Source organism: Streptomyces sp. NBC_00670, from assembly GCF_036226765.1.
GTDB lineage: Bacteria > Actinomycetota > Actinomycetes > Streptomycetales > Streptomycetaceae > Streptomyces.
This window is the reverse complement of record NZ_CP109017.1, coordinates 5,458,486-5,471,891: the sequence shown is the minus strand read 5'-3', so window position 1 is coordinate 5,471,891 and position 13,406 is coordinate 5,458,486. Positions and strand designations below refer to the sequence as shown.

The window sequence follows — 13,406 nt, the reverse complement described above, 5'->3', positions numbered from 1 at the left end:
TGCTGTTGTGGAAGGGCGTGTGTCAGGGCAAAGCGTATCCGGTTCCGGAGGGTGTTGCCGTCCACCTGCGCCGCCCGCCCGGCAGACACCCCGCGCCGTCCCGGGACGGTGCGACGGGCCCCGGCGCACGGGCGGCGCAACCGGTGGCGCGGGGCCTCATACCACCGGGTACGGTGATCGCGGGCAGGGCCCGCCCGTTCGGCGGGCGGACGCCTGTTCGCTCCCCCGCTCGTACCGTGCCGTACGAGTTCGTACGAGGCCACCGAGGACGTCTGCCGTGCCGTTCCCCCTGCCGTCGCGCGCCGCCCCGGGGCCGCGCCGAAGGACTCTGCTCGCCTCGGCCGCGGGTGCCGTGCTGCTCGTGGGGTGTTCCGGCGACCCCGACGGCTCCGGCTCCGCGGGGAGCGGGGCGTCGGCCGCGGACCGGGCACGCGCGCGTGCCGCCCGCGACAGCGAACGGCTCGCGGAGCGGTACGACGCGGTGGGCGCGGCGCATCCGGCGCTGGCGGAGCGGCTGCGTCCGCTGCGGGCCGAGGTGGCCCGGCACGCCAAGGCGTTCGGGGGCGGGGTGGCGGCGTCCGCGTCCTCCTCGGCCTCCGCCCGCGCGTCTGATCCGGCTTCCGCCCGCGCCTCTGCTACGGCTTCCGCCCCGCGGTCCGCGTTCGATTCGCCGTCCTCGTCGGCCGCCGCCGGGGACGGCGTGCCCGCCGACCCCGCCGCCGCGCTGGCCGGGCTCGCCGCCGCCGAGCGGAAGCTGGCCGACCGGCGGCTCGCGGCCCTCGCCGGGCTCCCCGGCGAGACGGCCCGGCTGCTGGCGTCCGTGGCGGCGGCCGGCGCGGCCCACGCGTATCTGCTGACGAAGGCGAAGTCGAAGACGGAGACGGAGACGAAGACGACGGATCCGGGAACGAGGGGGAACGGATGAGCGTGCGCAGCGGGAGGACGCCGACGCCGTCGGCCGGGCACGGGCACGCGGCGGAAACCGGGGAGCTCGAGGCGCTGCAGGCGGCCCTCGGCGCCGAGCACGCCGCGGTCTACGGGTACGGGGTGGTCGGCGGCCGCATCGGGCACGACCGGCGCACCGAGGCACAGGAGGCGTACGACGCGCACCGGGCGCGCCGGGACCGGCTCGTGCGCGCCGTGCGCGACCTCGGCGCCACCCCGCGCGCCGCGGCCGCCGCGTACACGCTCCCCTTCGCCGTACCGGACTCCGCCGCCGCCGTCCGGCTCGCCGCCGAACTGGAGCGACGGATCGCGGGGGTCTACTCCGACCTCGTACGGGCCGCGACGGGCGAGCGGCGCGGGGACGCCGCCGAGGCGCTGCGCGAGGCCGCGGTACGGGCGGTGCGCTGGAGCGGGGAGAGCGTAGCCTTCCCTGGTCTCGCCGAACGTGCGGCGGCCGGTCCGGCCGCCTCGGCGACACCGCAGCATTAGGCGATCCGGAAGGGAACTACGCGCGCATGGCTTTCGAACCGCCGCCGCGGCTGGTGCGGGCGCTCGCCGAGACCCGTCGGGACGGGACCGACGCCTGGCTCCGCGCGCTTCCCGAACTGCTTCGGCAGGCCGTCGCTCTACGCGGGTTGACCGTGGAGCGGGTGCACCGGCCCAGTGGCCGCAGCGGTCTGATCGTGCTGGTGCGGCGGGCCGACGGCAGCCCCGCGGTGCTCAAGCTCGCGCCGGCCGCCGCGCGGCCCGGCGGTGAGCGGGCCGCGCTGACGCGGTGGGACGGGTTCGGGGCGGTGCGGCTGCTCGACGCGGACGACGCGCCGGACGACGCCGGCGACTCGGACGACGGTGGCGTCCTGTTGTTGGAGCGGCTGCATCCCGAGATGTCCGTGCGGTCCTTGCCGGAGGCGAAGGCGCTGCTGGAGGCCGCCGGGACGCTGCGACGGCTGTGGGTCGAGCCGCCGGCCGGGCACGCGTTCGAGACGGTGGCCGGGCGGACGGGGCGGCAGGCGGAGGCGATGCGGGCGGGGGCCGAGGCGGACGAGGAGGTGCGGCCGCTGGTGGACGCCGCGCTCGCCGTGCGCGAGGAACTGCTCGCGTCGGCGCCCGAGGGGCGGTTGCTGCACGGGACGTTCCGGCAGAGCAAGGTGCTGGCCGGGGAGCGGATGCCGTGGCTGGCGGTAGGGCCGGATCCGGTGGTGGGTGAGTGTGCGTTCGATCTGGCGCGGTTGGTGCGGGATCGGGTGGAGGATCTGGTGGCGGCGCCGTCGGGGGCGGCGACGACGCGGCGGCGGGTGAAGCGGTTGGCGGAGTCGTTGGATCTTGATCGCGAGCGGGTGCGGGGGTGGACGTTGTTCCGGGCGGTGGAGTCCGGTGTGCGGGCGCGTCGCGTGGGGCGCCCGCGCGACGCGGAGGTGTTGCTGGAGTTCGCGGGGTGGTTGTGACGGGTGGTGCGGCCGGATTTTTTTCGCCCCCGCCGCCCCTACCCTTCCCGTCCCCGGGGGCAAGCCCCCGGACCCCCAAAAGATGCGCAGTTCCCCGCGCCCCTAAAAGGGGCGCGGGGAACTGCGCGAGAAGACCCCACCCACCCGCACGTCCGGGGTCCAAGGGGCGGAGCCCCTTGAAGGGACGGGACGGGTAGGGGCGGCGGGGGCGGAGAAAAGCCTGCGAATCCTCACGCGGACAGGCGGGCGATTGCCTCTTCCACCGTCAGTTCCTCGCGTTCGCCCGTGCGGCGGTCCTTGAGTTCGACCACGCCCTCCGCCGCGCGCCGCCCGGCGACCAGGATCTGGGGGACGCCGATCAGCTCCGCGTCCGTGAACTTGACGCCCGGCGAGACCCCGGCCCGCTCGTCCACCAGCACGCGCACCCCCGCGGCCCCCAGTTTCTCGGCCACGTCGAGCGCCAGCTCCGTCTGCAGCGCCTTGCCCGCCGCCACCACGTGCACGTCCGCCGGGGCGATCTCCGCCGGCCAGTACAGCCCCTGCTCGTCCGCGTGCTGCTCGGCCAGCGCCGCGACCGCGCGCGAGACGCCGATGCCGTAGGACCCCATCGTCACCCGCACCGGCTTGCCGTTCTGGCCCAGCACGTCGAGCTGGAACGTGTCCGCGTACTTGCGGCCCAGCTGGAAGATGTGGCCGATCTCGATGGCGCGGTCGAGCTTCAGCCCGGCACCGCACTTCGGGCAGGGGTCGCCCTCCTGGACGACGACCACGTCGAGGTACTGGTCGACCTCGAAGTCCCGCCCGCAGACGACGTTCTTCGCGTGCGTGTCCTGCTTGTTGGCGCCGGTGATCCACGACGTGCCCGGCGCGACGCGCGGGTCGGCGAGGTAGCGCACCTTCTCCAGGCCCTGCGGGCCGACGTATCCGCGCACGAGGTCGGGGCGGCCCTCGAAGTCCTCGGCGGTGACCAGCTCCACGACGGCCGGCGCCAGGTGTTCGCCGAGCTTGCCGAGGTCCACCTCGCGGTCGCCGGGCACGCCGACGGCGACGATCTCGCCGTCCACCTTCACCAGCAGGTTCTTCAGCGTGGCGGCGGCCGGGACGCCCAGCAGCTCGGCGAGGCTCTCGATGGTCGGCGTGTCGGGGGTGTCCAGCTCCTCGACGGCCGGGTGCTCCGCGCCCTCGACCGGCGTCAGCGCGAACGTGACGGCCTCGGTGTTGGCGGCGTAGTCGCAGTTCGGGCAGTCCACGAAGGTGTCCTCGCCGGCCGCGGCCGGAGCCAGGAACTCCTCGGACGCGGAACCGCCCATCGCGCCGGAGACGGCGGAGACGATCCGGTAGTCCAGACCGAGCCGCGCGAAGATCTTCTGGTACGCCTCGCGGTGCAGCCGGTAGGACTCGGCGAGCCCCTCGTCGGTGGTGTCGAAGGAGTACGAGTCCTTCATCTGGAACTCGCGGCCGCGCAGCACGCCGGACCGGGGACGCGCCTCGTCCCGGTACTTCGTCTGGATCTGGTAGAGCATCACCGGCAGGTCCTTGTACGACGAGACCTGGTCCTTGACCACGAGGGTGAAGATCTCCTCGTGCGTCGGGCCGAGCAGGTACTCGCCGCCCTTGCGGTCCTTGAGGCGGAACAGCAGGTCGCCGTACTCCTCCCAGCGCGCGGAGGCCTCGTACGGCTCCTTGGGCAGCAGGGCCGGGAGCAGCACCTCCTGCGCGCCGATGGCGTCCATCTCCTCGCGCACCACGCGGGAGACGTTGTCGAGGACCTTCTTGCCGAGCGGCAGCCAGGTCCAGATGCCGGCCGAGTTGCGGCGGACGTAGCCGGCGCGGACGAGGAGCTTATGGCTGAGCGTCTCCGCGTCCGCCGGGTCGTCACGCAGTGTCTTGACCAACAAACGTGACATGCGCTGGACCTGGGCCATGGTTCTCGACTCCTGCTACGTAAGGGTGATGGCCACGAGGTTAGCCGGGAGGCCTGTGCGGGCGGTAATCGATAAGCGGGCGGGGCGTCGGGAAACCGGTGCGCGCTACCGGCGGCGCAGCGGCAGGGGGGCGCCCATCACGGCGTACGGCTTCGGGGCGCTGGGGAACAGGACGCGGCGGGCCAGGTCCTCGTATCCCAGCGAGCGGTACAGACCGCGGGCGGGGCTGTCCACGTCGATCGCCGAGAGGATCGAACGGGGCTGCTCCGCACTGTCGGTGATCGTGGTGATGAGCCGGCGTCCGATCCCCCGGTTCTGGTGGTCGGGGTGCACGTGCAGCTCGGTGATGACGAAGGAGTCGTCGAGCCAGCCGGTGTTGCCCTCGCGGTGCAGATACGGCTCGACGACCGTGGACCACCAGTGGGCGCGGTCGTTGGGCATGCCGTAGACGAAGCCGACGAGCCGGCCGCGGACGGTGGCGCCGAGGGCGCGGGCTCCGGGGCCGGTCATGTGCCGCAGCACGATCTGCCGGCGTACGGCGATCTCGTCGGGGTCCAGCCCGAACGCGACGGCCTGGACGGCGAGGGCCTCGTCCACGCGGGCGGCGAGGTCCAGCGGGCCGATGACGACGTCGTCGGGGCGGCGGTGGCCCTGACCGGGAAAGCGGAGCATGCCCCGGAGCGTACCGGGCGGCTCCCTTCGGGGGCCGGGGGGACTGGGGGTGCTGCCCTCAGAACAGCACGCTCATGAACTCGCCGACCTCTTCGAACCCCACCCTCCGGTACGTCGCCCTCGCCGCCGTGTTGAAGTCGTTGACGTAGAGGCTGGCTATGGGGGCGACGTCGGCGAGGGCGTAGCGGAGGACCGCGGCCATGCCGGGGGCGGCGAGGCCCCGGCCGCGGTATTCGGGGGCGACCCAGACGCCCTGGATCTGGCAGGCCTGGGGGGTCGCGGCGCCGATCTCGGCCTTGAAGACGACCTTGCCGTCCTGGTCGAGGCGGGCGAAGGAGCGGCCGGAGCCGACGAGTTCGGCGACCCGGGCCTGGTAGAGCAGTCCGCCGTCGCCGGCCAGCGGGGAGACGCCGACCTCCTCGGTGAACATCGCCACGCACGCCGGGAGAATCGTTTCCATCTCGTCCTTGCGGATGCGGCGGACGTACGGGTCGGGCGTGACGTCGGCGGGGAGCCGGTCGGTGACCATGAGGGGCTGGTGGGCGCGGACCTCGCGGGCGGGGCCCCAGCTGGGCTCCAGCAGCCGCCAGAGCTGGGCGGTGGCCTCGGCGGGGCCGACGACGGAGGAGCAGCGGCGGCCGGTGCGGCGGGCCCGGTCGGCGAAGGCACGGACGGCCCGGGGGGTGGCGCACAGGGGCACCAGGTTGGCGCCGGCGTAGCAGAGGGACGTGAGCATGCCGTCCTCGTACCAGCCCCACATCTCGCCGCCGAGCCGCCAGGGGTCGAGCCCGGCGACGTGCACGCGGGACGTGACGAAGGCGTTCGCGACCGGCTCGCGGTCGAGGACGGCGAGCGCGGCGTCCAGGTCGTTCGGTTCGAGGACGCGGGTGGTCGTCTGCGTCAACACGTGCGGATGCCTCACCCTTGGATCTACTGATTTTCGCACTGTACCTGGCGGGCATGTGCGACGCCGCCCGGTGGTGGCTGCCCCCGGGCGGCGTGCGGTGAACCTCGGTGGTGCCGGTCAGCCGGCGACGGTGACGGACGGCTCGCCGGAGGCGGTGCCGGCGGACTCCATCTGCTCGGCCAGCTTCATGGCCTCGTCGATGAGGGTCTCGACGATCTTGGACTCGGGGACGGTCTTGATGACCTCGCCCTTGACGAAGATCTGCCCCTTGCCGTTGCCGGAGGCCACCCCCAGGTCGGCCTCGCGGGCCTCGCCGGGCCCGTTGACGACGCAGCCCATGACCGCGACGCGCAGCGGGACCTCCATGCCCTCCAGGCCCGCCGTGACCTCCTCGGCCAGCTTGTAGACGTCCACCTGCGCCCGCCCGCAGGAGGGGCAGGAGACGATCTCCAGGCCGCGCTCCTTCAGGCCGAGGGACTCCAGGATCTGCAGTCCGACCTTGACCTCCTCGGCGGGCGGGGCCGAGAGGGAGACGCGGATGGTGTCGCCGATGCCCTGGGAGAGCAGCGCGCCGAAGGCGACGGCCGACTTGATGGTGCCCTGGAAGGCGGGGCCGGCCTCGGTGACGCCGAGGTGGAGCGGGTACTCGCAGGCCTCGGCGAGCTGCCGGTAGGCCTCGATCATCACGACCGGGTCGTTGTGCTTGACCGAGATCTTGATGTCCCGGAAGTCGTGCTCCTCGAAGAGGGACGCCTCCCACAGCGCCGACTCCACGAGAGCCTCCGGGGTCGCCTTGCCGTACTTCTGGAGCAGCCGGCGGTCCAGGGAGCCCGCGTTGACGCCGATGCGGATCGGCGTGCCGTGGTCCTTGGCCGCCTTGGCGATCTCCTTGACCTTGTCGTCGAACTGCTTGATGTTGCCCGGGTTGACGCGGACGGCCGCGCAGCCGGCCTCGATGGCGGCGAAGACGTACTTGGGCTGGAAGTGGATGTCCGCGATGACCGGGATCTGCGACTTGCGCGCGATGGTCGCCAGCGCGTCGGCGTCGTCCTGCGTGGGACAGGCGACGCGGACGATCTGGCAGCCGGAGGCGGTCAGCTCCGCGATCTGCTGGAGCGTGGCGCCGATGTCGGAGGTCCGGGTCGTCGTCATCGACTGCACGGAGACGGGTGCGTCCCCGCCGACCGGCACGGTTCCGACCTGGATCTGCCGGCTCTTGCGGCGTTCGGCGAGTTTGGTCGGAACGGACGGCATGCCGAGAGAAATCGCAGTCATCTGCTGTGCAACCCCAAGTCGTGGATCACCAAGGTGCGGATCCGCGTCGGGGCGGGGCCGGTCCTGTGCCGGGCCGGTCACATCCGATCCGGTCCGGTCCGGTCCGGTCCCGGAGCGACGGGATCCAGACCCCGAGATTACGGCACCGCCGGGCGCGTCAGCACATCACGGTCCGTAAACCAACCCTTCGGATGGTGGCCGGGCACCCACGGCGCCCGGCCACCGCCAACGGGAGGTGTCTAGGAGATTTTCACCGGGTTGACGACGTCCGCGACGAGCACCAGCGCGGTGAAGCAGAGGAAGATCCCCGCCACCACGTACGCCACCGGCATCAGCTTGGCCACGTCGAACGGGCCCGGGTCGGGGCGGCGCAGCACCCGCGCCAGATTGCGGCGCAGCGACTCCCACAGGGCGCCCGCGATGTGCCCGCCGTCGAGCGGGAGCAGCGGGAGCATGTTGAACAGGAACAGCGAGAGGTTGAACCCGGCCACGAGCAGCAGCATCATCGCGATCTGCTGGGAGGGCGGGATGTCCAGGGTGAACACCTCGCCGCCGACCCGGGCGGCGCCGACGACGCCCATCGGGGAGTCCGCCTCGCGCGGTCCGTCGCCGAAGGCGGCGTCCCACAGGGCCGGGATCTTGCCGGGCAGCGCGACCAGCGACTCGACGCCGTTCTCCATCATGTCGCCCATGCGCGCGAAGGACTGGCCGAACGACTGCTTGACGATGCCGGTGGCGGGGGTGAAGCCGAGGAAGCCGGCGTACACGTACTCGCCCTGGACGTAGCCGCCGTCCCCGTCGGTCTTGCTGACCTGGTTCCTTATCAGGTGCGCGTGCAGATCGATCTGCTGTCCCTCGCGCTCGACGGTGATCGTGACGTCCTTGGCGGGGTTGTCCCGGATGTCGTTCTGGAGGACCGACCAGTCCTTGATCTCGGTGCCGTTGAACCCAACGATCTTGTCGCCGGGCCGGAGTCCGGCCGCCTTGGCGGGGGCGTCGGGGTCGTCCTTGGCGCACTTGGTGCGGTTCTCGCTCTGCTGGATGACGCAGTCGGAGACCTTGCTGACGGTGGTGGTCTGGTCCTGGACGCCGAAGGTCATCATCACGCCGAGGAACACCGCGACCGCGAGGATCAGGTTCATGAAGGGGCCCGCGAACATCACGATGACGCGCTTCCACGGGGCCCGGGTGTAGAACAGCCGCTTCTCGTCGCCGGGCTGCAGTTCCTCGAAGGACTGTTCGCGGGCGTCCTCGATCATGCCCCGCCACGGGGAGGTGGAGCGGGCCTCGACCCGGCCGTCGGGTCCGGGCGGGAACATGCCGATCATGCGGATGTAGCCGCCGAGCGGGACGGCCTTGACGCCGTACTCGGTGTCGCCCTTCTTCCGCGACCAGATGGTCGGGCCGAAGCCGACCATGTACTGCGGGACGCGGATGCCGAACATCTTGGCCGTCGACAGGTGGCCCAGTTCGTGCCAGGCGATGGAGATCAGCAGCCCGACCGCGAAGACGACTATGCCGAGGATCATCATCAGTGTCGTCATGCACGGGCCTCCGCGGTCGCCGTCTGTGCTGTCAGTTCCCTGGCCCGGGCGCGTGCCCAGGTCTCCGCCTCGAGGACGTCCGCGACGGTCAGGGAAGTTCCCGTCCGCGGTGTGCCGTGCTCCTCGACCACCCTGATGACCGTCTCCATGATGCCGTTGAACGGCAGGGTGCCGGCGAGGAACGCGTCGACGCACTCCTCGTTCGCGGCATTGAACACCGCCGGAGCCGTGCCCGCGAGTTCACCGACGTGCCGGGCGAGCCCGACGGAGGGGAAGGCCTCGGTGTCCAGCGGGAAGAACTCCCAGGTCGAGGCCGTGCTCCAGTCGAAGGCGGGCGCGGCGTCCGGCACCCGTTCGGGCCAGCCGAGACCGACGGCGATCGGTCCCCGCATGTCGGGGGGAGTCGCCTGCGCGAGCGTGGAGCCGTCCGTGAACTCGACCATCGAGTGAACATACGACTGGGGGTGCACGACCACCTCAATCCGAGCGAAGGGAATGTCGTAGAGGAGGTGCGCCTCGATCACCTCCAGCCCCTTGTTGACGAGCGTCGCCGAGTTGACGGTGATGACCGGGCCCATCGCCCAGGTGGGGTGCGCCAGCGCCTCGGCCGGGGTGACGTCCGCCAGCTCCGCCTTCGTACGGCCGCGGAAGGGGCCCCCGGAGGCGGTGACGACGAGCTTGCGCACCTGGGCGCGCGTGCCGGCGGCGAGCGCCTGGAAGAGCGCCGCGTGCTCCGAGTCGACCGGGATGATCTGCCCCGGCTTCGCGAGCGCCTTCACCAGCGGGCCGCCCACGATGAGCGACTCCTTGTTGGCGAGCGCGAGCGTGCGGCCCGCCTCCAGGGCGGCGAGGGTGGGGGCGAGCCCGATGGAACCGGTGATGCCGTTGAGCACGGTGTGGCACTCGGAGCGGGCCAGCTCGGTGGCCGCGTCCGCCCCGGTGAGCAGCTCGGGCAGCGGTTCCCCGGCCCCGTACTCGGCCGCCAGCGCCTCGCGCAGCGCGGGGACGACGTCCTCGCGGGCGACGGCGACGGTGCGCACCCGCAGGCGGCGGGCCTGCTCGGCGAGCAGTGCGACCCGCCCGCCGGCGGCGGACAGCGCGGTCACCCGGAAGCGGTCGGGGTGGCGCAGCACGAGGTCGATGGCCTGGGTCCCGATCGAGCCGGTGGAACCGAGGATCACCACATCCCGTACTCCGTCGACGGGGTCGAAGACGAGATGCGGATCGGCGAGGGGGGCTGGACTGTCGCTCATCCCCCCATTGTGGCCGCAAGGGGCCGGGCGGGGGGACCGCGCCCCCGAAGGGGGGACCGGTCCGTGACGACGGCGGCTGTGCCGCGGGGCGCGCACGGCCCCGCGGCGGGGAGCCGGTCAGCAAAACGGCCTGCGGACGTTCTCCCGCTGAGACGGTCCCGGCGTGGCGTCGGCGATCCAGGCGCCCTCGGTCGAGGGGTCGACCACGCCCTCCTCCAGCCACTCGTACGCCCCGGACAGCACCTGTTTCACCACGCGCCGGTCGAGGTCGTCGGTGTTGGCCCACAGCCGGCCGAACAGCTCCTCGACGCGCAGCCGGGCCTGCCGGCAGAACGCGTCGGCGAGCTGGTAGGCCTCCCGGCCGTGGTCGCCCTCAGCCCGCAGCCACTCCGCGCGGACGCACGCCGCGCTCATCGCGAACAGTTCCGCGCCGATGTCCACGATGCGGCCGAGGAAGCCCTGCTTGGTCTCCATGCGGCCCTGCCAGCGGGACATCGCGTAGAACGTGGAGCGGGCCAGCTTGCGCGCGCAGCGCTCGACGTACCGCAGGTGAGCCGACAGGTCCAGGTGCCCCGGCGGGTGGAACTCGGTGTACGAGCGCGGCAGTTGGCCGGGGCCCGCGACGAGCCTGGGCAGCCACTTGGCGTAGAAGACCCCGGCGTTGGCGCCTGCCCTCGCCTTGTCGGACAGGGACTTGTCGGGGTCGATGAGGTCACCGGCGACCGACAGGTGCGCGTCGACGGCCTCGCGCGCGATCAGCAGGTGCATGATCTCGGTCGAGCCCTCGAAGATGCGGTTGATGCGCAGGTCGCGCAGCATCTGCTCGGCGGGCACCCCGCGTTCGCCGCGGGCGCGCAGCGAGTCGGCGGTCTCGAAGCCGCGGCCGCCGCGGATCTGGACCAGCTCGTCGGCCATCAGACAGGCCATCTCGGAGCCGTACAGCTTGGCGAGGGCGGCCTCGATGCGGATGTCGTTGCGGTCCTCGTCGGCCATCTGACTGGCGAGGTCCACGACGGCCTCCAGGGCGAAGCTCGTCGCCGCGATGAAGGAGATCTTCGCGCCGACCGCCTCGTGGTACGCCACCGGGCGGCCCCACTGCTCGCGGACGGCCGACCACTCGCGGGCGATCTTCAGGCACCACTTGCCGGCGCCCGCGCACATGGCGGGCAGCGAGAGCCGCCCGGTGTTGAGGGTGGTCAGCGCGATCCTGAGGCCGGCGCCCTCGGGGCCGATGCGGTTGGCGGCGGGCACCCGGACCTGGTGGAAGCGGGTGACGCCGTTCTCCAGGCCGCGCAGGCCCATGAAGGCGTTGCGGTTCTCGACGGTGACGCCCTCGGAGTCGGCCTCCACGACGAACGCGGTGATGCCGCCCTTGTGGCCCTCGGAGGCGGGCACGCGGGCCATGACGACGAGCAGGTCGGCGACGACGCCGTTGGTGGTCCACAGCTTCACGCCGTCCAGCACGTAGTCGTCGCCGTCCGGGACCGCGCGGGTGGCCAGGCGGGCCGGGTCGGAGCCGACGTCGGGTTCGGTCAGCAGGAAGGCGGAGATGTCGGTACGGGCGCAGCGCGGGAGGAAGCGTTCCTTCTGCTCGTCGGTGCCGAACAGTTTGAGCGGCTGGGGTACGCCGATCGACTGGTGCGCGGAGAGCAGTGCGCCGATCGCCGGGCTCGCCGAACCGGCGAGGGCGAGCGCCTTGTTGTAGTACACCTGGGTGAGGCCGAGGCCGCCGTACTTGGTGTCGATCTTCATGCCGAGGGCGCCGAGTTCCTTGAGGCCGCGTACGGTCTCGTCGGGGATGCGGGCCTCGCGTTCGATGCGGGCGGAGTCGACGTCGCTCTCGCAGAACGTGCGGAGGCGGGCGAGGAAGTCCTCGCCGCGGGTGGTGGCCTCGGGGGTGGGGGTGGGGTGCGGGTGGATGAGGTCGAGGCGGAAGCGGCCGAGGAAGAGTTCCTTGGCGAAGCTGGGTTTGTGCCAGTTCTGTTCTCGGGCGGCTTCCGCTACGCGGCGGGCTTCGGCTTCGGTGACGGTGGGTTGTCGGGGGGTGGGGGTCTGGGGGGTGGGGGGTGCTGCGGACATGGCGGTCACCTCGCCGCGGAGTGGGTGTGGGGTTGATGTGTCGGCTGTCCGTGGTGTGCGGGGTTACTCGATCGTATGTACCCGGTTTGTCCGGGGGGCACCAGTGGGGGTGGGCCGATGGGTGGGTCTTCGGCTTTTCTCGCCCCCCGTTGGACAACACGGTCCCGCGCCCCTTACCGGGCGCGTCCACGGAAGTCGAAGCGCTTCGACTGGTGTGGACAGTGGGGGCGCCGACAGTTAGGGTCTGGGCAGACTGCCTGCCCTTGTTCATTCTTCTCGCGCTGTCGAAGCGCTTCGCCTCATGGAGGACCGGATGGTCACCCTCGCCGAGGTCGCCCAGCATGCCGGAGTGTCGGCGAGTACCGTGAGCTACGTCCTCAGCGGCAAGCGGTCGATCTCCTCGGGGACCCGGCAGCGGGTCGAGGAGTCCATCCGGGAGCTGGGCTACCACCCCAACGCCGGTGCGCGGGCCCTGGCGAGCAGCCGGTCGAACATCATCGCGCTGATGGTCCCGCTGCGCACCGACATGTACGTGCCGGTGATGATGGAGATCGCCATCGCGGTCGCCACCACCGCCCGCGCCCACGGCTACGACGTCCTGCTGCTGACCGGCGAGGAGGGCCCGGACGCCGTCCGGCGCGTCACCGGCAGCGGGCTCGCGGACGCCATGATCCTGATGGACGTCGAACTCGACGACGAGCGGCTGCCGTTGCTGCGCGAGTCCGGGCAGCCCTCCGTGCTCATCGGGCTGCCCGCCGACGCCACCGGGCTCACCTGCGTCGACCTCGACTTCACGGCCACCGGCGCCCTGTGCGTGGAGCACCTCGCGATGCTCGGGCACCGTGACATCGCTGTCATCGGTGAGGCGGCGGCCGTCTACGAGCGGCACACCGGGTTCGCGGAGCGCACGCTCGACGGGCTGCGCACCCGCGCGGGCGAGCTGGGGCTGCGGATGCTGCACCGGCCGTGCGAGGGCGGGTACGACGCGATGGCCGTGACCCTGGCCCGGATCTTCGACGAGCGGCCGGGCACCTCGGGGTTCGTGGTGCAGAACGAGTCCGCGGTGGAGCCGCTCCTTGCCCTGTTGCGGCAGCAGGGGCGGGCCGTGCCGGAGGACGTCTCGGTGATCGCCGTCTGTCCGGACCAGGTCGCCGTGCAGGCCTCGGTGCGGCTGACGGCCGTCGCCATCCCGGCGCAGGAGATGGGGCGCCGGGCGGTGGACCGGCTCGTCGCCAAGCTGGAGGGCCGGGACGAGGACGAGGTCGTCCTCCTGGCACCGGAGTTGACCGTGCGGGCGAGCACCGGTCCGGCGCCGTCCGTGTCCTGACGCGGGGCCGGCCCGCCGCACGGACCGGCCCCGC

11 protein-coding genes are annotated in these 13,406 nt (G+C 72.3%); 4 read left to right on the top strand and 7 right to left on the bottom strand.

The annotated features are described in order from the left end of the window. Positions 1–277 precede the first annotated feature (277 nt). Genes OIE12_RS24400 through OIE12_RS24390 form a run of 3 tightly spaced genes read left to right on the top strand, consistent with a single transcriptional unit; the run spans position 278 to position 2,390 of the window. Positions 278–925, top strand: a complete 648-nt coding sequence (locus OIE12_RS24400; RefSeq protein WP_329138738.1) for a hypothetical protein — start codon at positions 278–280, stop codon at positions 923–925. Then, positions 922–1,434 carry a ferritin-like domain-containing protein gene (locus tag OIE12_RS24395; protein WP_329138736.1) on the top strand — a complete coding sequence of 171 codons (513 nt, stop codon included), beginning with the start codon at positions 922–924 and terminating at the stop codon, positions 1,432–1,434. The genes OIE12_RS24400 and OIE12_RS24395 overlap by 4 nt, the downstream gene beginning before the upstream one ends. 26 nt (positions 1,435–1,460) lie before the next feature. After that, on the top strand, positions 1,461–2,390 hold the full coding sequence (locus OIE12_RS24390) for an aminoglycoside phosphotransferase family protein (protein WP_329138735.1): 930 nt from the start codon (positions 1,461–1,463) through the stop codon (positions 2,388–2,390). Between the two features lie 230 nt (positions 2,391–2,620). Here the strand turns inward: OIE12_RS24390 and OIE12_RS24385 are convergent, their stop codons facing one another. From OIE12_RS24385 to OIE12_RS24355, 7 genes are all read right to left on the bottom strand, one after another. Beyond that, positions 2,621–4,315 (bottom strand): proline--tRNA ligase, encoded by a 1,695-nt coding sequence (locus OIE12_RS24385; protein WP_329138732.1) that lies wholly within the window; start codon positions 4,313–4,315, stop codon positions 2,621–2,623. A 105-nt stretch (positions 4,316–4,420) separates the two neighbouring features. Continuing rightward, entirely contained in the window at positions 4,421–4,987 is a 567-nt protein-coding gene (locus OIE12_RS24380; protein ID WP_030381319.1) for a GNAT family N-acetyltransferase, read from the bottom strand. A gap of 58 nt (positions 4,988–5,045) precedes the next feature. Further along, positions 5,046–5,894, bottom strand: coding sequence for a GNAT family N-acetyltransferase (locus OIE12_RS24375; protein WP_329138727.1), 849 nt, complete (start codon positions 5,892–5,894; stop codon positions 5,046–5,048). A gap of 117 nt (positions 5,895–6,011) precedes the next feature. Further along, positions 6,012–7,169, bottom strand: coding sequence for a flavodoxin-dependent (E)-4-hydroxy-3-methylbut-2-enyl-diphosphate synthase (ispG, locus tag OIE12_RS24370; RefSeq protein WP_329138725.1), 1,158 nt, complete (start codon positions 7,167–7,169; stop codon positions 6,012–6,014). 239 nt (positions 7,170–7,408) lie between these two features. After that, entirely contained in the window at positions 7,409–8,713 is a 1,305-nt protein-coding gene (locus OIE12_RS24365; RefSeq protein ID WP_329138723.1) for a M50 family metallopeptidase, read from the bottom strand. Continuing rightward, complete coding sequence (dxr, locus tag OIE12_RS24360) at positions 8,710–9,966, bottom strand: 1-deoxy-D-xylulose-5-phosphate reductoisomerase (protein WP_329138721.1); 1,257 nt, start codon at positions 9,964–9,966, stop codon at positions 8,710–8,712. Before dxr ends, OIE12_RS24365 begins: the two co-directional genes overlap by 4 nt. Positions 9,967–10,083: 117 nt before the next feature. Next, the gene (locus OIE12_RS24355) at positions 10,084–12,045 is read right to left on the bottom strand and encodes an acyl-CoA dehydrogenase family protein (protein WP_329138719.1); all 1,962 of its coding nucleotides are present in this window, start codon (positions 12,043–12,045) and stop codon (positions 10,084–10,086) included. Positions 12,046–12,358: 313 nt separating this feature from the next. On the opposite strand from OIE12_RS24355, the gene OIE12_RS24350 reads away from it, so the two are divergent. Continuing rightward, entirely contained in the window at positions 12,359–13,372 is a 1,014-nt protein-coding gene (locus tag OIE12_RS24350; RefSeq protein WP_329142179.1) for a LacI family DNA-binding transcriptional regulator, read from the top strand. The last annotated feature ends 34 nt before the right edge of the window (positions 13,373–13,406 follow it).

Bases quoted from the DNA above. Each gene is read 5' to 3' on its own strand.
- OIE12_RS24365 (WP_329138723.1), bottom strand. From the start codon at position 8,713: ATGACGACACTGATGATGATCCTCGGCATAGTCGTCTTCGCGGTCGGG.
- OIE12_RS24350 (WP_329142179.1), top strand. From the start codon at position 12,359: ATGGTCACCCTCGCCGAGGTCGCCCAGCATGCCGGAGTGTCGGCGAGT.
- OIE12_RS24390 (WP_329138735.1), top strand. From the start codon at position 1,461: ATGGCTTTCGAACCGCCGCCGCGGCTGGTGCGGGCGCTCGCCGAGACC.
- ispG (WP_329138725.1), bottom strand. From the start codon at position 7,169: ATGACTGCGATTTCTCTCGGCATGCCGTCCGTTCCGACCAAACTCGCC.
- OIE12_RS24380 (WP_030381319.1), bottom strand. From the start codon at position 4,987: ATGCTCCGCTTTCCCGGTCAGGGCCACCGCCGCCCCGACGACGTCGTC.
- OIE12_RS24395 (WP_329138736.1), top strand. From the start codon at position 922: ATGAGCGTGCGCAGCGGGAGGACGCCGACGCCGTCGGCCGGGCACGGG.
- OIE12_RS24355 (WP_329138719.1), bottom strand. From the start codon at position 12,045: ATGTCCGCAGCACCCCCCACCCCCCAGACCCCCACCCCCCGACAACCC.
- OIE12_RS24385 (WP_329138732.1), bottom strand. From the start codon at position 4,315: ATGGCCCAGGTCCAGCGCATGTCACGTTTGTTGGTCAAGACACTGCGT.
- dxr (WP_329138721.1), bottom strand. From the start codon at position 9,966: ATGAGCGACAGTCCAGCCCCCCTCGCCGATCCGCATCTCGTCTTCGAC.